This window comes from Rickettsia lanei (genome assembly GCF_056242675.1).
The window spans coordinates 1,172,865-1,194,565 of record NZ_CP172233.1 but is presented as its reverse complement, the minus strand read 5'-3'; the positions used below and the strand labels follow the sequence as shown (position 1 = coordinate 1,194,565).

The window sequence follows — 21,701 nt, the reverse complement described above, 5'->3', positions numbered from 1 at the left end:
TATCATAATATTCGGATTTACTATATTAGGAGGCAACTATTTGCACAAGCTATTTGTGTATTACTTTTCACTACAATTTTAAATATATTGTTAAAATATATATTTGAAATAACTTTGAATCTTGCTCTAAATATTAAAGGTTTTGCTTTCCCTAGAGTCATATGAGCAGCAGCGTACTATTTTACGGTTGGTTTTTTGCAAATATTATATATTCCTTATTAAGAATAATAATAGTAGTGACTTTAACCGGTATGGGATTTGCGCTGATTTATAAGGGCTATCATTATCCGGTTGATATTATTGCATCTATAACAATTGGAATAATGGTTATTGCTGTTATATATAGTGTAACCAAAGAAGAGATTATTCAAAAATACCCTTATATGTTTGGAGCGTTTTTATGACTATTAACCGTACCGATGGTAGCTTATCTTAAAATTATTGACGTGCATTGTCTTGCTTGGGTATGGACGGTATTTTGGGGATTACTCGGTTTTACTATTTCTGGAGGACTGTTTTATAAATATTTTGATTTTCCTCAATCAAAATTAAATCGTTTTATTAATTTAGCTATCATTGTTGCTTCAGTAGCTTTGATTGCATATATTAATTATCTATTCAAACAATATTTGGGATATAAGTTTTATTTAACTTGGTTCTTAATAGGTTTTAGTTTGCCACTATCGGTGAGGTGATGCCATATTCATATAAGATCAACGCATGAGTATATGAAGTGAGTTAAGTTGCACTTCGTGTCCTTATTTATCGTGTAAAGCGAAATTTCCTATTGACTTTTATATAAAACAGTATAAGTTTCTTTACAATTTAATTTTTTATAAAGACATTATGCTCGGCTATGAGAAAGAACAAAGCAGCTTAAATCGTAATTAAAAAGAAGCAATAGGTTTATTATCTGTTGGTACATTGCTTGAATATTTTGACCTTATGCTTTATGTACATATGGTAGTAGTATTCAATGAATTGTTTTTGCCAAAGGCTGATCCAAAAGTAGTTTTTATTTATTCTGTATCTGCTTTTTGTTCAACATATTTATTAAGACCTTTTGGAGCTTTTTAATATTTGGTTGGATAGGAGACGCTATAGGACGTAAAACAACAATTATTACTACCACCTTTTTCAATGTCTATATCTTGTTTAGCATAGATGATGTGAAGAAAGATGAGTCTCTCAAAAGACAAAAAATTGACCTCAGTCGAAATGATTTATTGTTGCAGAAAATTAAGAATAATGATCCTGAAATTGTTCGTGTAGAACTACCTTATGAAGAAGATAGTAGTTTTTTGTCAATTGTAATTAAAACTTTAGAGAAAAATACTGTAGTAAAAGAAATTGATTGATATGGCAGCAACCTTAGTAACGATGATATAAAAAATCTAAGTAAAATTGTAAAGTTAAATCAAATATCACATTTAAACCTGAATTCTACTTCTTTAGATAGTGAAAAAATAAAAATTCTTATTGATGCTTTAGCAGATAATACCTCTCTTGAATATTTATCTTTAAATTCTATTGCGCTGAAAATAGAAGATTTAAGAATATTAATAGATGCTATTAAAAACCACCCTAATTTAAGTTCTTTAGCATTAGGTAGTAGTGAACTAGGAAATAAAGGAGCAGCAATTATTAGTGAGTTGTTTCATTCAAAACTACCGTTAAAATCCTTAGATATAGGACAAATGAATATTACTGCCGAAGGGATAGACGTTATCGCAAATAATATTAGCAGTACAAAATTAATGTCGTTAAATTTAGGGTATAATAACCTTAGAAACAAGGGAGTCATAAAATTACTGCATGCTTTAATGGCTAATCAATATATTAAAGAATTAATATTAAATGCAACAAGAATCTCCGAAAAAAGTGCAGAAGTAATTGAAAATTTTTTAACCTCACATCTATTGATACTTTAGATTTAAAAATAATAACTTAGGAGATGAAAATATATAGCATCTGCTTTAAAATGAAATCCATGGTTAAAAACTCTAAATCTTAATAACAAGAATTTAACCCATAATAATATAAAAGAACTTACTACTGCATTAACCGAAAATAAAGCGTAACTTTACTCATAAGCAATAATATTGAAATAGGAGATCTAGGTTTTGAAGCAATAGCGAACATGCTACAAAAAAACAATTCTCTAAAAAAATTAGCGCTTATGAACATTAAATTAGGAGATCTAATAGATAATAACATAACCAATTTGGGTGCGGAAAGCTTAAAAAGCATTCCAGGTAACATGACGATTGTAGTAGACGGTAATGATATTGATAATTCAATATTTGAGAAAAGCGTTGAGGCTTTAGGAGAAAAGAATTAAAATTATAAAATAATATTTATATGGCAAATCTAACAAATGCACAGAAAGAAAGGTTAACAGTAGAGTGTGTTAAATATGTAGATAGCCAGACAGTAGAGGAATCATAAGAGATAAAAAATCGAGAGAGGCTTTATTAAAAAGTATTATATTAAACGAATCTATATCTGCCTTAAAAATCCTTACTGAACACTATAAGAAAATACACAAAAATAATAGTGAAGCCCTGGATGAAAGTGTTGAAAAATTAGCAGTTCTAGCGGTTGTAGCAAGTAAAACAGCAAAGATGATTCCAAAACAACTTGTTCCTTATATGGTATTTCATGTTGGATTTGCTGACGAGAATCCTACCCATGGGCTATTCAATGACAACAACAACTCAAATCTGCAGAATGTTGCATATGCTTTCCGTACTCGACTTAACTCAAAGATTATAAAAGCAAATGATACTCCTTTACAAAATAGACGCTTTGATGCCTTAGGTAGGTTAATTCAATATAATAGCCAATGTAGTGCCGTATGTTTTGACGGCAAACAAATTTTAGTAGCGTTCAACGAATTACATAATTCTAGTGTGAACACAAATAAAGTTGAACAAATTGAGACACATAACACAAAAGTTTTTAAATATTTACAAGATTATGCTCCTTACACAGCTTTACCTACAGAAGAGCAAAAAAATTTTCTACAACAACAAAATCTATCTACTCAACGAAAAGCGCTACTTCTAGATGTTGCACAATATTATTATAAAAATAATAGTGACCATAAGGATATATTACCACGTATTTTGCAAGAGCTAGAAAAATATCCGAATAATAATCAAGAGGTGCAACAAAAAGTCTGTAATGTAACCAGTGTAAGTCCAAAAGTAGTGAAGGCAGTAGCTAGAGCTAGAAGAGATTTGATGAAATGAGAAGATGCATTAAACCCTGATACTATTGATGCAAGTAAAAAATTTGTCCATTCAATTATTGAAGCTATAAAACAACCATATAAAATTGTATTAGATGGTCCACTTAGCGATAAAGCTCATGCTGAAATGAGAATAATACAGTATATAAAAGCACAACTTCCAGATCGTGATAATCAATTAAGTGCAGCAATATAATACATAGGATTGTCTAAATTTTGTTGTATTAGTTGTGATTTAATTATAAATAAAGAAACGAAAAATGTAGATTTGCATTTTACTGATAAGAGTAAACAAAGACACTTAATACCGCTTAATATTACTACTAGCGGAGGAAATGGAGTAGGATATGAATGGGATTGAATAGATGTTATAAGAAAAAATCCTTACTGGTTAGAGGATTTGCTAGGTAAAACAGCATATGAAAAATATAACGCTTTATCAGAACAGGAGAAGAAAATAGCAATTAACGGTATAGTAAGATATATAGGCAAAGGGGAATTAAAGATTAAGGACACCCTGCTTAAAATAAACCCGGAGAAAGAACATAGCAAAGATAAAGAACATGAACCTTTGAAAAAACATAGACAAAAGAAATTGACTGCTGACACTTCTTCTATTGAAGCTGAAGCAAAAAATGAACCTAGGCAAAAGATAATTGCTGCTAAGTACAACGGAAAGCTTTAAACGATCAGTCAAAAAGCAATATCTCAATTGGGAGATAACTCTATATAGAAGAAAAATCTTTATTTCGCGAGAATAAATGTGTTTCTTTCTTGCTTAAATCTCACTTGGTAAAGCTAAATCCACCTCGCTCAAAATATAGTCCGTTCCAGCTTACGGCATTTAACTAAGCCTTTAAGTTCTTTATCCTTTACATAGGTAATTGTGTTTAAGACGTCAAGATAAGAGCTAACTTTTTGGCTTTTCCTTGTTTTACAAGTCTTTTATAAAAAGGTTTAACTGCAGAATTATATCTTACAGACGTAACAGTGGCCATATATAATGCTGCCCGCATCGTTTTTCTACCACCTTTAGTTGTTGCTAACCTAACACTTAAACCTGAAAAGCTTGATTTTATGCTGCGTCCACCGTTTGATTCATTCATAAAAGTGAAAGAAATTGAAGAATGGCGCACCCGAGAGGAGTCGAACCCCTAACCTTATGATCCGTAGTCATATACTCTATCCAATTGAGCTACGGGTGCCTAAGTTTGAAGTACTTATTTCTAAGCCTTATTTCTTGTTGCTAACATACGAAGAAGCATATATAAAAGCATAGTATTTGTCAAGAAACATAAAGTGTTCTTATGTTTCTCTGAATAATAAAATATAAAAAATTACAATTAATAATTGAATTATCATATTATATATTGTATATAGAGGTTCATAAATTGATATGAGAAAAAAATGAATAAAATTAATCATAATTTACTTACTTTGGATTAATATGACTGCACAAGCAGACAATATATCAGAAAGTGCTAAAAAAAATTAGCAGTAATGAACTCTTTAAATGTTAAGGAAAAGTGGTAGAAAGGTAATGTAATAAATTGTAAGTCGGGAGAAACTTTATTAGAAGAAACAGAAAAATATACTTCTCCTAAGTTAAAGCGTTTGACTCATTGTAGTTGTTGTGCGTATGCTGCTAGTGCAGCCTTGGGGTTTCCAAATCAGTCTCTACCATCCTGAAAGCGATAAAATGTTTATACCTTACTTTATCAAATAAGCAAGCTGAGTGGCTTGAAACAGACCGAATAAAGAACGGATGGCATTTTGTTAAAGCAGGAAATCGTGATGATAGTTTTATTCAAGCACAACAATTTGCTAATCAAGGATATTTTGTTCTATCCGTATATAACAATGCTAATCCAAAAAGAGCAGGGCATATTGCCGTTGTAGTACCAAGTAGTAAGGATATAGAGAAAATAAAAAATGAAGGACCGGACACGGCTCAAGCCGGTAATATTAATTTTTCCTGTAGCTCTTTGAAAAAGGGTTTTAGGAATAAAATTTTATTATTATAAAATATAACAGATATCAGTAAGGTAACCGGACAGTTTTTATTCTATGTCATTCCCGTGGGGCATTGCCTGTATGGATCGATTTCCTGTTGTCATACCGTGGCTTGACCACGGGATCCATAAATATGATAAAAAAATACTAGTATTTTTAACTGGACCCAGCTACGGGGTGACAATAGGTGGAATCGATCTACGCAGGCAATGTCCTCCTGCAGCAGCGGGCATCCCCAGTGTTTTAAGTTATTTTTTTGGATACCATGGTCAAACCACGGTATGACACAGTGGATTTTACTGATTCATGCAACAATGTCTTGCGGGAATGACGCCGATTTATGCAACAACGTCCCTGGTTTGCAGGAATGACATAATCAGCTTTTTTAGTTATTGGCTATTTTAGCGATTTATGCAACAGCATCTACCCATGAAATTTCTATGCTACCGACTAGATCCACTTGAGGAGTTTCGCTGTAGCTTGGTAAGTTATCATACACAAGATGAGCTAAGCCGGCTATTCCGTTTACTATCCCTGCTGTATTTTCATAAGCAAATTTTGCTGCTTCTATTCCTGTATAAGTCGTATTTTTTAATAACTCAAATGTGTTCTCCGGTGAATATGCAAGAGCTGTTCCAACACAAATCCCCATAGCAACTGTAGGATGAGCATAAAATCTCCATGCAGCCGTTGATATTGCTGCTTTTACAAATATTCGCATGATAATCTAATATATCAAGTATTGACAAAGTACTTACATTCTTTATAAGATTGAAAATGTTTGTATTATGAGTATCAAACTAGATTCTTACGAACAAGATATTGAAGATAATTTTGAAAAGCAGCAAAAAAATTGATGATAGAAGTGAAATAGTTTTGCTTCAAAAATTTGCAAAAGCACATCTTAATAAAAAAAGATCTGTTACTATTAGGATTGCAGAACATGACATAGAAGCAATAAAAATTAAAGCTTCTAAGTATGGTTTGCCTTATCAGACCTATCTTAATATGCTAATTCATTCAGACACTACTAAACTCTAAATATATGACCAAGTATATATATAATCATGCAAAGAACGTTAAGTTATTGAATGAGCGTGGTGGTATAGGCTTTGAAGAAATAATACAGTCGATTGCTGACGGTAATTTATTAGATATTAAATTACATCATAATCAAGAGCAATATAAAGGTCAAAAAATTTTATATGTTCAAATGATTGCGCAAGTACATGCAGTACTTTATATAAAAGGTGATAAAGATGCTATGTTCCTTAACACTTTATTGCCTAGCAGAAAAGCAAAAAAGGAATTTTTAAAAGATAAGAAATAATATATGCGTTTTATAGAAGAATTTATAAATAAAGGATATTTCCATCAATGTACCGATTTGGATCGGTTAACTGCTATAACGAAAGAAACAAAAATAGCTGCGTATATAGGCTTTGACTGTACTGCTACATCACTCCACATCGGTAGTTTAATGCAGATAATGATTCTGCGATTGCTTCAGCAGCACGGGCATAAGCCTATTGTAATTATCGGCGGCGGTACGAGTAAAATCGGTGATCCTACTTGGAAAGACGAAGTGCGCAAAATTTTAAGCAAAGAAGATATAGCTAAAAATGCCGAAGGTATTAAAAAATCTTTGTCGAAGTTTATCAAATTCGGTGACGGTAAAAGTGATGCTATTATGCTGGATAACGCAGAGTGGTTAGATGCGTTCAATTATCTAGATTTTCTACGGGATTTTGGTAGCTATTTCTCGGTAAACCGTATGCTGACTATGGATTCGGTAAAACTAAGGCTTGAGCGTGAGCAGCATTTAAGCTTCTTAGAATTTAACTATATGTTATTGCAGGCCTATGATTTTTACTATTTAAGCAAGCATTACAATTGCAGCTTGCAGCTTGGCGGTAGTGATCAGTGGGGCAATATCGTAATGGGAGCCGATTTAATTCGTAAAATAAGCGGCAAAGAAGTATTCGGTATGACGACACCGCTACTTACGACTAGCTCCGGTGCTAAGATGGGCAAGACTGCTGCGGGAGCGGTATGGCTTAATGAAGATTTGCTAAGCCCGTATGATTATTACCAATATTGGCGTAACTGTGAAGATGCCGACATAGTTAGATTTGCCAAATTATATAGCGAGTTCACTCAAGAAGAGCTTAATAGGTTTGAGAGTTTAGTGGCAGAAGATATTAATGCAGCTAAAAAACAGCTTGCTTATGAGCTAACTAAGCTTTGTCACTCGGAGCAGGCAGCAAAATCAGCTCTAGAAACTGCAGTAAAGATATTTGAAGAAGGACAAATCGATGAGAATTTACCTACCGTTGTTTTAGAGCAGGAAGTATTACAAGCAGGTATTAGTGCATATGAATTATTTCATGAAGCAGGGCTTGCTACTTCTAAATCGGAAGCACGCAAGCTTATAAGAGGGAATGGTGCTAAGATAAATGATAGATTAGTCGCAGATGAAAATATGATAATTAACACTAATTTCTTACTCGATAAAAAAGTTATAAAGCTCTCTGCCGGTAAGAAAAGACATATATTGGTTAGGGTTTGAATATTTTTCTAGATTACCATGTTCCCTTCAGTTGTAGCATTATTGTATGGCTCAAATATATTATGTCTAATTGAAACTGTAACTTTCAATTAGACAAATTGTATATTGTCTATCTAATGGGCCCTTATAACATAAGTTAAATTCAAATTTAAACAGTAATGACTAAAATAAGGCTTGATGAATATTTGCTGCAAAAAGGTTTTGTAACAGATATTACCATAGCACGAAGTTTGATTATCCAAGGTAAAGTACATAATAAGCATGAGCAGTTAATTAAGCCTGGGATACAGGTTAATATAAATGACACCGACATTAAGGTAAAGCTACCGCAGCATAATTATGTTTCAAGAGGGGCATTAAAATTAATTGCCGCTTTGGATTATTTTCAAATTGATCCCGAAAATTTAGTTTGTATTGATATCGGTAGTAGCACCGGCGGTTTTACAGAAGTGTTACTTGAGCGTAAAGCAAAATTAATTTTTGCCGTAGATGTCGGTTATGGCGGACTTCATCCTAAATTACGCGATAATCCACACATTAAGGTGCTTGAGAAGACTAATGCACGATATTTAACCGATAAACAAATAATAACGAAGCCTGATTTAATTGTTTGCGATGCCAGCTTTATTAGTTTAACTACTATATTACCGACTGCACTAAATTTAGTTAAAGAAGATTGCATGCTTATTGCTTTAATAAAACCGCAGTTTGAGGTCGAAAAGCATGAAGTAGAGCAGGGAGGAGTTATTAAAAATCCTCTCTTACATCAAAAAGTATGCGATAAAATCAAAGATTGGCTTGAGAAAGAGCATAATTTTAAAATATTCGGTATAATAGCAAGTCCAATACTAGGAGCTAAGGGGAATCAAGAGTTTTTAATATGCGGAAAAAGAAAAACGCTTATTTTTCTATAGTTTATCCTTAATTTGAATTGTTTTAGTAATCATTGCATCTTCTAATGTATAATTATTCAATGTTTTTATAAATGCTTCACTTGCTGCTTTAATAAAATGTTTAAATTGGCATGAATTTGTAATTCTGCAGCTATTAGTATTTTTATTGAAACATTCTACTATATTCATATTAGGTTCTAATTTTTCTATTATATCTCCCAACTTCATGGAAAAAGGGCTAAATGCTAGCTTAATTCCTCCTCCTTTTCCTTTACTACTATTAATATATCCTAATTGTGCTAATCTATGAATCACTTTTATCAAATGATTAAGGGAAATATTATGGTACTCTGATATCTCTTTTACACTACAAATTCTTTCCGGTGTTGAAGCAAGATATATAAGGCTACGTAATCCGTAGTCGGTAAAACTTGTTAACTGCATAAAAATTTTATTTATTTTTACCTTAAAAAACGTCTATATAAGTCTAGTTACTATAATATGTATTTTAAATGCATATTTGTAGTAAAGGTTATATTATTCAAAAAGGAGTAATTATGTCTAGAACAACTATAGTGAGCGAAATAAGCAAAACTGCTGCGCTATTTAAGAATTTTGATATTACTAAATCTTTAAATTTTTATGGAAATTTAGCAACTAAACATGAAGCAGTGGTAAATGAATTTTTTAATAGTAAGAGTTTTAATACTGAAAAACCTGAGAAAGGAATACAGCCAAATGCAATGAAAAATTTTTTAAATCTTACCGGCAGTAGTATTCTAAAGGTTTTAAGTGCATATAGCGAAACAGATGAAGTAGATCTTTTAGAAGTGATCCAATCCAAGCATTAGAGAATGATCATAAATGTAAAAGGGCGGTATCAAAAATTGTTGATACATTGTAGGGCGTAATATTCCTTCAGAGTGATATCAACCTGTTGCTGAAGAGCTTATAGCAAATGTAGATGAGGGTAACAAGCTGGTAGGTAACGTAAATATAGTAGGAAAGCATTTTGTAAGTGCTGAAAAGAAGCAATATGATGAATTAAAAGCAAAGTATAATATAGCGAGTTTTGAAAGTCATAAAATAAAAATCGAAATAGAAAGTGCTGAACAAAAAGTAATACCGCACAAACATAGGCAAATTATTACTTTTAAAGTAGGAGAAAGATACAGTGAATTTACAGTTATAAAAACCGGTCATGATGAAGAAGGTCATTATTATGAATACTTAATAAAGAAAAATCCTAATGGCACTGTAACAAATTATCTATTTGATTCTGAAAATCATCTGGTAAAAGTACACCCTTCATATATTGAATCGGATATAGAAAACAATAAAGATCTCGTTCTTATCAGCGGCGGGTCGGGAGCAAGCCATTCTATTTCTAGAATTAATAGTATAACAAATGAAGAAAATGTTAAGCTTTCCGCCGTTATGCACATTATTCACTCTACTAGAAATAAAAACAGTGATACATTTCAATTAGATGCAGCTGTCAAAAAATTAACTGATATGGCCGCAATATGCGATACTGAAATTCACTATAAATTTTATACTCAAGATAGTTATAATAATATTAATGAGAACGATAATATACATTATCATATCGGTAGAATAGCTGAAGAATTTTTATTAGGCCTTTTAAAAGGTGAAACTGATGAAATTTGTGGTCCTCATTCTTTTAACGATCATGTGCAGCATATATTAGAAGCGAAAATGGGGGTGATGTGTATACTCAGATTCATGTAGAAGCATTTTGTTCATCAGGAGGAGACTATGATTCATCTCTAAGCAGACCAGAGGGATTATCGAGTATTTGCCCCTTTATGAATATGTAGTTTTACAAAAATATAAAGTTAAATATTGCTTATATATTCTAATTAGTGTATTTTGGTTACGGATAAGCATTATAAAAATTATAGATAGGTGGGTTTATCCCACCTTTTTTGTTATAAATATCAAATATGCAAACTATTGAACAACAAATAACAAACGTAATAGAAGAATCCTTGACAGATATGGGGTTTGAGTTAGTTCTTGTGAAGTTTAAAGGTGTTAACCCTAAAGTAGTCGAGATATTGATTGATAGCTTAAACAGCGAAAAAGTATCTGTGGAAGATTGTACTAAAGCAAGTAGGACTATCTCCGCTATTCTAGATGTTGAAGATTTAATAGAAGCTGCATATTCTTTAGAGGTAGCATCAAGCGGTCTTGAACGTCCGTTAGTAAAGTTTGAAAATTATAATAGATTTTTAGAAAGAGAAGTTAAAATCAAACTTAAAGAATTATTGAACGGCAAAACTCGTTATCAGGGTAAAATAATTAAAGCAGAAAATAATAAAATATATTTAAAATGTGAAGAACAAGAAGTACTAATTGATTATGATTTAATTAAAAATGCTAATCTAGTGTTAACTGAAGAAGTATTTAAAAAATTGCTAAAGCAATAAGAGATAATGTATGTCTAATGTAGGTAATGTAGAAATTTTACAAATTATAGATTCTGTAGCTCGTGAGAAAGGAATATCAAAAGAAATTTTGATTTCAACGGTTGAACAAGCGGTACAAGCAGCAGGACGAAAAAAATACGGTAATGAATATAATATTAAAGCTCAGATAAATAGGAAAACCGGTGAGATAAATCTTTTAAGGATCTTAAAAATAGTAGAAGATGTAGAAGATTACTTAACGCAACTCTCACTTGAAGAAGCTTTAATAAAGAATCCGGAAGCTAAAATCGGTGATGAGATATATGAATATTTACCGCCGATTGATCATGCTAGAGTATCGGCTCAAGCTGCAAAACAAGTTATAACTCAACGTGTTATAGAAGCTGAACGTGAAAAACAATATCATGACTTTAAAGATAGAAAAGGCGAAATTATAAATGGGATAGTTAAGAGAATAGAATACGGTGATATAATAGTTGACCTGAGTCGTGCGGAAGCAATAATAAAAAAAGATCAATTAATTAAGGGTGAGAATTTTAAACCTAATGATCGTATAAAAGCATATGTACAGGATGTAAGGCAAGAAACAAAAGGACCGCAGATTTTCTTGTCTAGAGTAGATAACCAGATGCTAGTTAAACTATTTAAGCTAGAAGTACCTGAAATTCTTGAATCTATTATTCAAATAAAATCAGTAGCACGTGATCCCGGTTCAAAAGCAAAAATAGCGGTATTTGCTTCGGATAGTAGTATAGATCCCGTAGGCTCATGCGTAGGTATTAGAGGTAATAGAGTAAAAGCCGTAACAAATGAATTAAACGGAGAGAAAATTGATATAGTATTATGGAGTAATGATCTTGCACAGTTTATAGTTAATGCTCTTGCACCGCTTGCACCTGGGGAAATCACAAAAATTTTGATTGATGAGGATAGGCATAAGGTAGAAGTAGTAGTTTCGCAGGAAAATCAAAGTATTGCAATAGGTAGAAGAGGGCAGAATGTTCGTTTAGCTTCTCAGCTTACAGGTTGGAATATCGATATAATGACCGAAGAGCAAGAATCAAAAAGAAGAAATGAAGAGTTCTTAACTTCTACGGCATTATTTATGGAAGCTTTAGATGTTGAAGAAGTTATAGGTCAGCTTTTATCGGTAACGGGATTTAATTCAGTAGAACAAATTGCTAGTAGTGAGATTAGTACTTTAACAAGAATTGAAGGCTTTGAGGAAGAACTTGCCGTAGAGATTAAAAATCGAGCTATTAATTACGTCGACCTTAAGAATGAAAAGATTATCAAAAAGCTAGAGGATCTAGGAGTTGAGCAAGAATTAATAGATATATTAGAATTATCGCTTGAATTCATATTACAATTTGCCGAATATGGTATAAAGACCATAGAAGATTTAGGAGAGATGAGTGTAAATGAATTTAAAAATTTAGCTCCAAATTCTAATATAACGGACGAAAATATTAAATTGCTGATTAAAACTGCTAGACAGCATGGTGCATTGAAGGATAGTTAGTGGGTTGAATGTAGGGTGTATGTCATTCCTGCGAAAGCAGGCATCCAGAATAAATAGCTTAGTAATTACGGCGTCCTTGAAAAATAAACCTATAAAAATAAGTTTTTTTATAAATTTTAGTGTATTCCCGCTTTCGCGGGAATGACATAAACGAGCCATGCGAGCAACGCCGCTTTTAGCTAGGAATGACATAATCAAGTAGTAGACAGACAAAACAGAAACACAAAGGTTTTAAATATGACGGATAACCAGGAAATCAAACCCAAAAAGTTGACACTTGGCAATTCAAAATTATCGCTTAATAAGTCTTTTGACTCTCTTACAGGAGCTCAAAGCTTTGTTAATGCTAAATCTAAAACGCTAGTAGAAGTTAGAAAAAGCTCTACCGGTAGTGCTACTACCCTTTCATTAAATAAAGAAAGGAATAGCTTAGATCAAACTGTTATTGATGCTAATAAGGAAGAATTTAACAGACGTTTATCTATTCTAAAAAAAGCTGCTGAGCAATCTCAATTAAATGACCCTTCAAAAATAAGCACTTTAAGCAAACTTGCAAGTATTAACCAGTCTGCTAACTCCAAAATAGAACCGCTAGAAACTGATAAAGAAGTTGAACAAAAACAGCAAAATACCGAAGAAAATAAAGTAGAAGTTAGTGCTAAAATCGTTCAAGATGATGAAGATATACCGTCACAAATACCTAAAAAGCAAGAAGAAACTTTTGTAAAGTCTCCTTTAGTAGGAATGCGAACACGTTACGGTATAGAATCAGAGAAAGAATTAGATAAAACAGCAGATAGTAAAATAATAGCACCAAAAATTAAGCTAGAAGAGCCAAAAAAATTCAAAAAAGCCGATCTTTTCAATATGCTTAGCGACGACGAAAGCGGCAGCTGTAGAACTAGAAGTCTTGCTTCTATAAAAAGAGCTAGAGAAAAAGAAAAGCGTAAATTAGCATCACAAGCACCTGAGAAAGTATATAGAGAAGTGACGATCCCGGAAGTTATCGGAGTCGGCGATCTTGCAAATGCTATGTCTGAAAGAGTGGCTGATGTAATTAAAGAATTAATGAAACTCGGTATTCTTGCAAATGCTAGCCAAACAATAGATGCCGATACGGCAGAACTAGTTGCAACAAATTTAGGGCATACGGTAAAAAGAGTCCAAGAGTCAGATGTTGAAAATGTTTTAATTAGTGATGATAAGGTTGAGGATTTAAGAACGCGTGCTCCGGTTGTAACGGTAATGGGTCATGTCGATCATGGTAAAACCTCATTGCTTGACGCTCTTAAGTCTACAGATATTGCTGCAGGTGAGCTAGGCGGAATTACACAACATATTGGGGCTTATAGAGTAACTCTTGCAGATGGTAGAGCAATTACTTTTATTGATACTCCGGGGCATGAAGCTTTTTCGGAAATGCGGTCAAGAGGTGCTAAAGTAACGGATATAGTTATTATAGTGGTCGCAGCAGATGATGGAATCAAAACGCAAACGGTTGAGGCAATTAATCATGCGAAAGCAGCGGGCGTTCCTATAATTGTAGCTATTAATAAGATTGATAAGCCTGATATTGATATTGAGCGTGTAAAGAATGAATTATATGTCCATGAAATTATCGGCGAAGAGGCAGGTGGTGACGTTATGATTATTCCTATCTCGGCACTAAAGAAAATTAACTTAGATAAACTTGAAGAAGCAATTTTATTAATTGCAGAAATGCAGGATTTAAAGGCAAATCCTTTCGGTTCAGCTGCCGGTGTTGTAATCGAGTCAAAAATTGAACAAGGAAGAGGAACGCTAACCACTATATTAGTGCAGCGAGGTACTTTAAGAAACAGTGATATTATAATAGCTGGTACTGCTTACGGTAAAGTTAAAAAGATGACTAATGATAAGGGACTAGAAATAGTAGAAGCAACTCCGTCTGTTCCTGTAGAAATTCAGGGGTTAAATGAAGTGCCTTTTGCCGGCGATAAATTTAACATAGTACAAAATGAGAAACAAGCAAAAGATATAGCCGAATATAGAATGCGTCTTGCTAAAGAAAAAAAAATATCTATTGCACCGCGTTCAAGTTTAGAAGATTTGTTTTTAAAAGCTTCCGGTAATAGTAAAATTAAGGAATTACCTTTAATTATTAAAGGTGATGTTCAAGGGTCGGTTGAAGCTATTTCAGGTAGCTTATTAAAATTACCGAGTGATGAGATAAAGCTTCGTATACTTCATAGTGGCGTAGGTCCGATAACGGAATCCGATGTATCTCTTGCACATGCTTCTTCGGCTATTATTGTCAGCTTTAACGTTAGAGCAGGGGCAAATGCCTTAACTGCCGCAGAAAAAGAAAAAGTCGATATTCGATATTATAGTATAATATATCATTTAATTGATGATATAAAAGCCATTATGAGCGGTATGCTTGATCCGATCGTTAGAGAGCAGTATATCGGAAGCGCAGAAATTAGACAAATATTTAATATTACCAAAGTTGGCAAAATCGCCGGTAGCTATGTAACTAAAGGGATTATTAAGAAAGGAGCGGGCGTACGCTTATTACGTGATAATGTAGTCATTCATGAAGGAAAACTCAAAACTTTAAAACGCTTTAAAGATGAAGTTAAAGAAGTTAGAGAAGGATATGAGTGTGGTATAGCATTTGAAAATTATGAAGATATTAGAGAAGGAGACACAGTTGAAGTTTTTGAGCTAATTCAAGAACAAAGACAATTATAATATACTCGTTGAACTTCAAAAATTGCCTACATTATCATACAAGTACTGCGGTGTTGTTGCATGGATACTACTAAATCGTCATTGCGAGTAGTTGTAGACTGTATGGCAATCTCATGAAATAATAACAAACTCCTGAGATTGCTTCGTCAATTACTTTGTAATTTCCTCGCAATGACGAAAAGTTAGAACCACGCAACAACCTGCTTTCGCGGGCATGACATTTAGTAGAATATCCCTTTTTGATAAATTAATCAATTTGAAGTAAAATATAATAAAAAGTTAATAATTATTAGCCTTTATCTTGACCTCCTCATAATTTCTATTATAATGGCAATGTTGATTATTGTAATCAGAAATGAGGAAAAATTATGGCCATAACATCAATTTTTAATAAGTTACAAAATTTAATCCCAAATAATACCTCTCCAAAGTCGGCCTCCTATCTTGCTAACGATGAATTTGAGTTTATAACTTCTCCTACTAAGCAAGAAGAAAATACTGATTTTTTAGCAGCGTTAGATAATTCAATTAAGCAGTATGACGAAAAAAGTGCAAGATGTAATAAAAAAATAGTAGAAGCTCAAGCTAAAGATCCTTTTTTAAATTCTAAAATAATCTTCCAAGAAGCAGTAAAAGGTCAGCCAGATACTCTAGGCATCTCTCAAATCAGATTTACAGATCTTTTAAATAAGCTTGATGGTAGTGAAAAAGTAACTAACACACCTAAAAGTAAAGGTTTTGTCAGTACATTTAGTTCATCATTAAAAACAGTTTATGATTTCGGAGTAAAGAGTTTTAATATTATAAAAAATACATCTAGTATTCTTTCTTCTAAAGTTGCTGAAACTTGTAATTTTGTGAGTAATAAACTTTTTTCTTATTTAAATAATAACGCTGAAGAAACATTTAATCTCTTAGATCAACTAGAAACTCTTCCTGATGATGAGTTAGTAGAAGCAATTTTAAACACGTCTGAAAATGCATTAGATGAAGTGTTTGAAAAGATAACATATAAAAAATTGGTAGAATTAATTAATAATATTTCCGATGAACAAGCACAAAAATTAGTTCATTATATTTTGCCGGAGCATTTTGAAAAATTAATGCAATTTATTCCATTAGATAAATTAAATACATATATCGATACTACCCTTTCTTTAGAAAAGCTTACCGAGCAGGAACTAAAAAAATTATCAGATGAGGATCTTTCTGATGAACAGCTTGAAAATATAATTATTTTAGCAGGAGAAGAAAAGCTTGCAGAAAATTTTGATATTATTCCAAATAAAAATTTAGTAAGAATCATGAGTCATATTTCAAATGATAAGCTAGCACCAATAATTTTGCACGCCTCAGATGAAAGTCTAGTAAGAATCATTGATATTATTAACTCGGATAATCATGATTTATCGAAATCATTAGTTGGGCAAATAATAGCCTTAATACACGACAAGAAGTGTGTAAAACAAGAATCAGGTGCAGTCTCTGATAGTGATTCCGGATTCTTTGATTATGAAGATGAAATAAAAGTACCAGACAATCAAGTAGAACACTCTAATAGTGATTTTACTATGAAATTATCTTATCATTTTGGAGTCTTTAATTATGAAGATGATGTAGTATACTTATAATAAAGCTCTTATGTCATTTCGTTGATTATAGAAATCCAGTAAATGGATTCCTACTTTTAACTAGGAATGGCATAATTGATTGCGATTTTAGCATCAGGAGGGCGTATGTATAGTGGCTCGATAGAGCTATTTAATTTTACATCGCTCGACAATCTACTAGCAATATATCTACAGGTAACCCAAGCTTTAACTCGTGCAAAACGTGGCAAGGTTATTATATTCGGCAAATGCATAATTTGGTGATATATAAATTCAAGTCCGCTACCGCAACAAACTATATGCCCTTTCTCATTTGTAAGCAGTTTTATAGCATACTCGAAATCTATCAATAACGGCTCTTCTATTTGTCCTGATTTATGAAAAACTTGCATATAAAGCTGTGAGCGATAAGCATTTAAAAAGACATATATTTTATCATAATCTTTAACTTGAGTTATGGCTCTAAAATAAGCATATTCAAAATTGCTAACCGCTACTGCTTGAATATTCTCCTTGGAAAATAATATACCTTTAGCACTAGCAAGTCCTATTCTAATGCCGGTAAAGCTACCGGGTCCGTTAGTTACCGCTAAATAATCTAAATCATCATATGAACATTTAGCTGATTTCATCACGTCTTCTATCATCGGCATTAGATTTTCTGCTTGCATAGAAGGACGTAATTCTTCTATACATGCCAGGATATTCTCATTTTCGGATATTGCTACCGATGCAGTATTATTGGCTGTGTCAAATGCTAGTATTTTCATAGATTATTATTTGAATAAGTCACTATGTGTACCGGTATGTATAGATAGTGTACCAGGAAATTTTTGAAAAGCCCTTATGTCATTAAATCTTGATTTTAAAGATTTTTTTATTATATTACTTTCTTCTTGAGTAAAGCTTTTAAGAAGCTTTACTCAACTGGATTCTCGCTTTCGCAGGAATGACATGTAATAAAATAGTAGAGATTTGCAGAATCATATTAAATTAAGGTTTTTATACATTTCTTTATACGCAGAATATTTATTAATATTTAAACCTTTTGCTGATTCTTCTAATATTTTTATTGATTCTGCATTTAATGCTTTTTCCTGTGCTATTTTATGATATATCGCTTCTCTTACAAAATTCATAATAGTATCATTTTGCAGTGTGAACTTTAAGAAAATGATGTAATTCGTTTGGTATATCTATGCTTAGTCTAGTCATATTACATACTTATTTAAGTAATTACTTAAGTAAGTATATCATAAAATAAGAAAAATAAAAGTAAAAATATAGTCTCTAAAAATTATTTAAAGTATATTCAATAAAAGTTTGGCGTGCTTCAACCTGTCTATTATTATGAAATAAATATCTATTAAAAAAATAGTTTGTTAGAGCTAAAGCTTGCCGTTTTTCTTCTAATGTAATCTCACTATTATCTGAAAGTAAAAATCTTGGTAACATCAATAATTTATCTTTATAAGCTTTTCCTACTTCATATGATAATGCTCTAGCTGATTTAGGTGATACATAGATTAAATCAGTTGTAACATGGCTCACGCCGCACTTGGTAAGATCAAGCTTATAACCCGTCTCGGCAAGTAAAGCTAGCTCAAAATTAATATAATCACGAAAACAAAAATTCTTTGATAAATTATCTAAATAGTTAATTAGAAATGAAAAAAATTTAGAATGTTCTTCTCTTTCATGAAATAACTCTTTGATTAAAGATATAACGGAATTAAAAGCATATAATTTAGTTTTATTTGTGATAAAATAACCGGTGTAAGATTTAATGAGTTCACATTTAGCCATGCCAATATGTTCATGTAATCTTGCCTGCCAAAGAAAATCTATAATATTCCCTTCTTGATATATAAATTTACTTTTTTTAGTAAATTCTTTTACAACTCCCGAATATAAACCATGATTTTTAGTAAAAACCGTAATAATAAATGTATTTTCTTTCAAAGGTTTTTTAGCAATTATTACTCCTATATCTTTGATATTCATGGTTTTTTTTATTAAATTGTTGTCATTGCAAGGAAAATTACGGAGTAATTGACGAAGCAATTCAGTTAAAAATGCTAATTTTTAGCATTTTTTTAATTATTTTCTGGATTGCCGTGCTCCTTTCAGTCGCTCGCAATGACGGTTTGATATCCGTACAACAACCCCCTAGCTTCCTCAGAATTCCCTGTATATGATATATTCCTATACCCTAGTTTGATTGCAGTAAATAAAGCAGCGTGATCCTCTCCTACATTTACGGTAAGATCTAAAACTTTTTCTGGAAATTCTTTACTTAGAGTTTTAAACATGTAATCAATTGCTAGCATACCGTAATATTTTACGCTAGAGGCATGATTTGTTAATATCAGCTGTTCTTCTACACTAGATAAAAAATTACGTGCTTCTTCCAAATTTCTTATTTCATAAACTATACTCATTTAATTATCTCTTTTAGGTCCTGTAAATGTGAGACGGAAGATATAAAGTCATACGTTAAATTTTCAAATTTAGAGCAGATAATCTTATTAAATCCAAGTTTTACGGCTTCTTTTATTCTTGTTTCTGCCTTTGCGGTTTTTCTTATTTCACCCGATAAGCTTATTTCGCCGAAAAAGACGCTATGTTCGGGTACAGGGTTGCCGGTTGCAGCAGATATTAAGCTCGCTATTACTGCTAAATCAGAAGCAGGATCGGCAATTTTAAGTCCCCCCGCAATGCTTAAATATACCTCATAATTAGCAAGATTCAGTCCGATCCTACTACTAAGCACGGCAAGTATCATTGATAACCTATTAGCATCCCAGCCCACCGCAGAGCGTCTAGGAGTTACCATATTTGAGGGTACTATAAGGGCTTGTACTTCCATAAGTAACGGTCTTGAACCTTCGATTCCTGCAAAAATAGACGTACCTATAACGTTCTGTTCTCGCTGCATTAAAAATAGTTCAGACGGATTTGTTACTTCAATAAGTCCGCTGCCGTTCATCTCAAATACTCCTATTTCACCCACACCGCCAAAACGATTTTTATATGAGCGTAAAATACGGAAATGATTATTATGATCTCCCTCAAAATATAGCACGGTATCCACTAAATGTTCAAGTATCTTAGGACCTGCTAGTTGTCCGTCTTTAGTGACGTGACAGCTTAATAAAATAATTATATTGTTTTGCTTAGCATAATTAACAAGCTCATTTGCACATGTACGAATTTGCGAAACAGTGCCTGGAGGCGATGATAATTCTTTTGTGGTAATTGTTTGAATAGAATCAATCACTATTAAATCAATATTATTTTTATTAGCTTCTATACTCCCAATAATATCTTCCAAATTAGTAGCTGCTAAAATATCGGTATTATAGTTAGTTAGGTTTAGCCTTATGGCCCTTAATTTTATTTGGTCTAACGATTCTTCGCCCGTTATATATAAGCAATTCATCTTTGATGCAAAGTTACTTGCTGCTAGCTGTAGTAACAAAGTAGATTTGCCTATACCAGGGTCTCCTCCTATTAATATAGCCGAACCAAGCACTAAACCGCCGCCTAGTACTCTATTGAATTCACCTATAGGGGTAGGGATGCGTAACTGCTCGGTTACATGCCCTGAAAGCTTATCGAAGTCTTGCTTGCTACCGACTTTAACAATTGCTTGATTTGTACTGATTATCTCTTCGACAATACTACCCCATACACCGCAATCAAAGCACTGCCCTGACCATTTAGGACTAATATTTCCACAGTTAGAACATATGTAATGTTTTTTGGTCATGTTTGTTTTTAATGTCTTGTTACGCGGTTCTATGTCATTCCCACGAAAGCGGGAATCCAGAAAAATAACCTTAATACAGGTACAAAATTACATACTATTAATAAAATAAAAATATAAAAACAAGTTTTTATATTTTATATGTTTTACTGGATTCCCGCCTTCGCGGGAATGACGGTAAAGCTCAAAACCAACAGCTTACTCTTACCATATAGTTTTTCACGTATAATTTCAATATTTTCATCTAAAATATAATCATCTGTTTTAGCCATCTCAATAACTATAATAGCACCGTCTTTGAGCCAATTATTTTTTATCAGCAGTTTCATTACTTTAGGCACTATATTTTTATGATAAGGGGGGTCTATAAAGACAAGATCAAATGCTTTATTAGACATCTTCCCAAACTTCGCTTCTAGAGGTAATTTAGACGTTGATCTGGTACTCGCATCCTCACGTACTAGTGTGTACGCTGCGGTGCTGTGTTCCGTGTCTCCTTTAGATCCCTCTCTATAAGCTGGTTTAAAAAGATGTCTAGTAGCTTTCGTTAGATTTAAAGCATTAATATTAACAAAATTAACATTATTTTCAATGTTTAGAGATTTAGCAAATCCTGCTGCTATTTTTAATGAGGATGTATCAATATCAATTAAGGTAGCAAAACCTGCTCCTCTTGATAGGCTCTCAAAAGCAAGGCTACCACTACCGGCAAATAAATCGAGAATGTGAGTATTTTCGTTAAATAATTTATTACCGGTAAACTCACCGGAGGTTAATATACTAAATATTGCCTCTTTGAGTTTACCGGTGGAAGGTCGATATTTGATATTTTTAGCGGTAGGTATAATTTGGTTTCTATATTTACCGGATATTATTTTTAACACTT

At 32.5% G+C, this 21,701-nt stretch carries 22 protein-coding genes, 1 tRNA gene and 3 pseudogenes; 16 read left to right on the top strand and 10 right to left on the bottom strand.

Translation table 11 applies throughout. From position 1 onward, the window contains the following. The first annotated feature begins 161 nt into the window (after positions 1-161). The 6 genes and pseudogenes from ACHBLB_RS06910 (at position 162) to ACHBLB_RS06885 (ending at position 3,938) form a co-directional block, all read left to right on the top strand. Positions 162-404 carry a phosphatase PAP2 family protein gene (locus ACHBLB_RS06910; protein ID WP_475841602.1) on the top strand — a complete coding sequence of 81 codons (243 nt, stop codon included), beginning with the start codon at positions 162-164 and terminating at the stop codon, positions 402-404. Between the two features lie 15 nt (positions 405-419). Then, positions 420-695, top strand: coding sequence for a hypothetical protein (locus ACHBLB_RS06905; RefSeq protein ID WP_475841600.1), 276 nt, complete (start codon positions 420-422; stop codon positions 693-695). A gap of 474 nt (positions 696-1,169) precedes the next feature. After that, positions 1,170-1,931 (top strand): annotated as a pseudogene (locus ACHBLB_RS06900) (leucine-rich repeat domain-containing protein). A 209-nt stretch (positions 1,932-2,140) separates the two neighbouring features. Further along, the gene (locus ACHBLB_RS06895) at positions 2,141-2,341 is read left to right on the top strand and encodes a hypothetical protein (RefSeq protein ID WP_475841598.1); all 201 of its coding nucleotides are present in this window, start codon (positions 2,141-2,143) and stop codon (positions 2,339-2,341) included. Positions 2,342-2,624: 283 nt separating this feature from the next. Then, complete coding sequence (locus ACHBLB_RS06890; RefSeq protein ID WP_475841596.1) at positions 2,625-3,254, top strand: hypothetical protein; 630 nt, start codon at positions 2,625-2,627, stop codon at positions 3,252-3,254. Between the two features lie 204 nt (positions 3,255-3,458). After that, positions 3,459-3,938: pseudogene (locus tag ACHBLB_RS06885) on the top strand (hypothetical protein). A gap of 205 nt (positions 3,939-4,143) precedes the next feature. Here the strand turns inward: ACHBLB_RS06885 and ACHBLB_RS06880 are convergent. The 3 genes from ACHBLB_RS06880 to ACHBLB_RS06870 all read right to left on the bottom strand — a co-directional run bounded on the left by ACHBLB_RS06880 (position 4,144) and on the right by ACHBLB_RS06870 (position 5,987). Continuing rightward, the gene (locus ACHBLB_RS06880; protein ID WP_475841595.1) at positions 4,144-4,359 is read right to left on the bottom strand and encodes a transposase; all 216 of its coding nucleotides are present in this window, start codon (positions 4,357-4,359) and stop codon (positions 4,144-4,146) included. 22 nt (positions 4,360-4,381) lie between these two features. Then, a tRNA-Arg gene (locus ACHBLB_RS06875) sits at positions 4,382-4,458 on the bottom strand. Between the two features lie 1,217 nt (positions 4,459-5,675). After that, positions 5,676-5,987 (bottom strand): hypothetical protein, encoded by a 312-nt coding sequence (locus ACHBLB_RS06870; protein ID WP_014273593.1) that lies wholly within the window; start codon positions 5,985-5,987, stop codon positions 5,676-5,678. A gap of 67 nt (positions 5,988-6,054) precedes the next feature. Between ACHBLB_RS06870 and ACHBLB_RS06865 the strand changes: the two are divergent. The 4 genes and pseudogenes from ACHBLB_RS06865 to ACHBLB_RS06850 all read left to right on the top strand — a co-directional run bounded on the left by ACHBLB_RS06865 (position 6,055) and on the right by ACHBLB_RS06850 (position 8,749). Continuing rightward, positions 6,055-6,307, top strand: a pseudogene (locus ACHBLB_RS06865) (CopG family antitoxin). A 4-nt stretch (positions 6,308-6,311) separates the two neighbouring features. Beyond that, positions 6,312-6,596: a hypothetical protein gene (locus tag ACHBLB_RS06860; protein WP_475841593.1), complete on the top strand. Its 285-nt coding sequence runs from the start codon at positions 6,312-6,314 to the stop codon at positions 6,594-6,596. A 3-nt stretch (positions 6,597-6,599) separates the two neighbouring features. Then, complete coding sequence (gene tyrS, locus ACHBLB_RS06855) at positions 6,600-7,835, top strand: tyrosine--tRNA ligase (RefSeq protein WP_475841591.1); 1,236 nt, start codon at positions 6,600-6,602, stop codon at positions 7,833-7,835. 158 nt (positions 7,836-7,993) lie between these two features. Continuing rightward, entirely contained in the window at positions 7,994-8,749 is a 756-nt protein-coding gene (locus tag ACHBLB_RS06850; RefSeq protein WP_475841589.1) for a TlyA family RNA methyltransferase, read from the top strand. Here ACHBLB_RS06850 and ACHBLB_RS06845 read toward each other — a convergent pair. Next, positions 8,744-9,172, bottom strand: a complete 429-nt coding sequence (locus ACHBLB_RS06845; protein WP_475841587.1) for an Rrf2 family transcriptional regulator — start codon at positions 9,170-9,172, stop codon at positions 8,744-8,746. The genes ACHBLB_RS06850 and ACHBLB_RS06845 overlap by 6 nt on opposite strands. A gap of 113 nt (positions 9,173-9,285) precedes the next feature. On the opposite strand from ACHBLB_RS06845, the gene ACHBLB_RS06840 reads away from it, so the two are divergent. From ACHBLB_RS06840 to srfC, 6 genes are all read left to right on the top strand, one after another. Then, positions 9,286-9,579: a hypothetical protein gene (locus ACHBLB_RS06840; protein WP_475841585.1), complete on the top strand. Its 294-nt coding sequence runs from the start codon at positions 9,286-9,288 to the stop codon at positions 9,577-9,579. A 586-nt stretch (positions 9,580-10,165) separates the two neighbouring features. Continuing rightward, the gene (locus tag ACHBLB_RS06835; RefSeq protein WP_475841583.1) at positions 10,166-10,480 is read left to right on the top strand and encodes a ferredoxin reductase domain-containing protein; all 315 of its coding nucleotides are present in this window, start codon (positions 10,166-10,168) and stop codon (positions 10,478-10,480) included. Between the two features lie 215 nt (positions 10,481-10,695). Beyond that, positions 10,696-11,181: a ribosome maturation factor RimP gene (gene rimP / locus ACHBLB_RS06830; RefSeq protein WP_012150994.1), complete on the top strand. Its 486-nt coding sequence runs from the start codon at positions 10,696-10,698 to the stop codon at positions 11,179-11,181. A 10-nt stretch (positions 11,182-11,191) separates the two neighbouring features. Further along, positions 11,192-12,703 (top strand): transcription termination factor NusA, encoded by a 1,512-nt coding sequence (nusA, locus tag ACHBLB_RS06825; RefSeq protein WP_475841581.1) that lies wholly within the window; start codon positions 11,192-11,194, stop codon positions 12,701-12,703. A gap of 237 nt (positions 12,704-12,940) precedes the next feature. Beyond that, positions 12,941-15,436 (top strand): translation initiation factor IF-2, encoded by a 2,496-nt coding sequence (infB, locus tag ACHBLB_RS06820; protein ID WP_475841579.1) that lies wholly within the window; start codon positions 12,941-12,943, stop codon positions 15,434-15,436. Between the two features lie 368 nt (positions 15,437-15,804). Continuing rightward, positions 15,805-17,067 carry an SrfC family effector protein gene (gene srfC / locus ACHBLB_RS06815; protein ID WP_475841577.1) on the top strand — a complete coding sequence of 421 codons (1,263 nt, stop codon included), beginning with the start codon at positions 15,805-15,807 and terminating at the stop codon, positions 17,065-17,067. Between the two features lie 56 nt (positions 17,068-17,123). On the opposite strand, the gene tsaB is transcribed toward srfC, so the two are convergent. The 6 genes from tsaB to ACHBLB_RS06785 form a co-directional block, all read right to left on the bottom strand. Continuing rightward, positions 17,124-17,816, bottom strand: coding sequence for a tRNA (adenosine(37)-N6)-threonylcarbamoyltransferase complex dimerization subunit type 1 TsaB (tsaB, locus tag ACHBLB_RS06810; RefSeq protein WP_475841575.1), 693 nt, complete (start codon positions 17,814-17,816; stop codon positions 17,124-17,126). A 213-nt stretch (positions 17,817-18,029) separates the two neighbouring features. Next, the gene (locus ACHBLB_RS06805) at positions 18,030-18,185 is read right to left on the bottom strand and encodes a hypothetical protein (RefSeq protein WP_014364818.1); all 156 of its coding nucleotides are present in this window, start codon (positions 18,183-18,185) and stop codon (positions 18,030-18,032) included. 151 nt (positions 18,186-18,336) lie between these two features. Further along, entirely contained in the window at positions 18,337-19,050 is a 714-nt protein-coding gene (gene recO / locus ACHBLB_RS06800) for a DNA repair protein RecO (protein ID WP_475841573.1), read from the bottom strand. Positions 19,051-19,172: 122 nt separating this feature from the next. Next, positions 19,173-19,487 carry a hypothetical protein gene (locus tag ACHBLB_RS06795; RefSeq protein ID WP_475841571.1) on the bottom strand — a complete coding sequence of 105 codons (315 nt, stop codon included), beginning with the start codon at positions 19,485-19,487 and terminating at the stop codon, positions 19,173-19,175. Then, a complete protein-coding gene (radA, locus tag ACHBLB_RS06790) occupies positions 19,484-20,818 on the bottom strand; it encodes a DNA repair protein RadA (protein WP_475841569.1) in 1,335 nt (444 codons plus the stop codon). The genes ACHBLB_RS06795 and radA overlap by 4 nt, the downstream gene beginning before the upstream one ends. A gap of 143 nt (positions 20,819-20,961) precedes the next feature. Continuing rightward, on the bottom strand, positions 20,962-21,699 hold the full coding sequence (locus tag ACHBLB_RS06785; protein ID WP_475841567.1) for an RsmD family RNA methyltransferase: 738 nt from the start codon (positions 21,697-21,699) through the stop codon (positions 20,962-20,964). Between the last annotated feature and the right edge of the window lie 2 nt (positions 21,700-21,701).

Coding starts and splice junctions, on each gene's coding strand:
- ACHBLB_RS06895 (WP_475841598.1), top strand. CDS start 2,141: ATGCTACAAAAAAACAATTCTCTAAAAAAATTAGCGCTTATGAACATT.
- recO (WP_475841573.1), bottom strand. CDS start 19,050: ATGAATATCAAAGATATAGGAGTAATAATTGCTAAAAAACCTTTGAAA.
- nusA (WP_475841581.1), top strand. CDS start 11,192: ATGTCTAATGTAGGTAATGTAGAAATTTTACAAATTATAGATTCTGTA.
- tyrS (WP_475841591.1), top strand. CDS start 6,600: ATGCGTTTTATAGAAGAATTTATAAATAAAGGATATTTCCATCAATGT.
- ACHBLB_RS06870 (WP_014273593.1), bottom strand. CDS start 5,987: ATGCGAATATTTGTAAAAGCAGCAATATCAACGGCTGCATGGAGATTT.
- ACHBLB_RS06840 (WP_475841585.1), top strand. CDS start 9,286: ATGTCTAGAACAACTATAGTGAGCGAAATAAGCAAAACTGCTGCGCTA.
- ACHBLB_RS06805 (WP_014364818.1), bottom strand. CDS start 18,185: ATGAATTTTGTAAGAGAAGCGATATATCATAAAATAGCACAGGAAAAA.
- ACHBLB_RS06845 (WP_475841587.1), bottom strand. CDS start 9,172: ATGCAGTTAACAAGTTTTACCGACTACGGATTACGTAGCCTTATATAT.
- ACHBLB_RS06890 (WP_475841596.1), top strand. CDS start 2,625: ATGATTCCAAAACAACTTGTTCCTTATATGGTATTTCATGTTGGATTT.
- infB (WP_475841579.1), top strand. CDS start 12,941: ATGACGGATAACCAGGAAATCAAACCCAAAAAGTTGACACTTGGCAAT.
- srfC (WP_475841577.1), top strand. CDS start 15,805: ATGGCCATAACATCAATTTTTAATAAGTTACAAAATTTAATCCCAAAT.
- ACHBLB_RS06795 (WP_475841571.1), bottom strand. CDS start 19,487: ATGAGTATAGTTTATGAAATAAGAAATTTGGAAGAAGCACGTAATTTT.
- radA (WP_475841569.1), bottom strand. CDS start 20,818: ATGACCAAAAAACATTACATATGTTCTAACTGTGGAAATATTAGTCCT.
- ACHBLB_RS06905 (WP_475841600.1), top strand. CDS start 420: ATGGTAGCTTATCTTAAAATTATTGACGTGCATTGTCTTGCTTGGGTA.
- rimP (WP_012150994.1), top strand. CDS start 10,696: ATGCAAACTATTGAACAACAAATAACAAACGTAATAGAAGAATCCTTG.
- ACHBLB_RS06835 (WP_475841583.1), top strand. CDS start 10,166: ATGCACATTATTCACTCTACTAGAAATAAAAACAGTGATACATTTCAA.
- ACHBLB_RS06910 (WP_475841602.1), top strand. CDS start 162: ATGAGCAGCAGCGTACTATTTTACGGTTGGTTTTTTGCAAATATTATA.
- tsaB (WP_475841575.1), bottom strand. CDS start 17,816: ATGAAAATACTAGCATTTGACACAGCCAATAATACTGCATCGGTAGCA.
- ACHBLB_RS06850 (WP_475841589.1), top strand. CDS start 7,994: ATGACTAAAATAAGGCTTGATGAATATTTGCTGCAAAAAGGTTTTGTA.
- ACHBLB_RS06880 (WP_475841595.1), bottom strand. CDS start 4,359: ATGAATGAATCAAACGGTGGACGCAGCATAAAATCAAGCTTTTCAGGT.
- ACHBLB_RS06860 (WP_475841593.1), top strand. CDS start 6,312: ATGACCAAGTATATATATAATCATGCAAAGAACGTTAAGTTATTGAAT.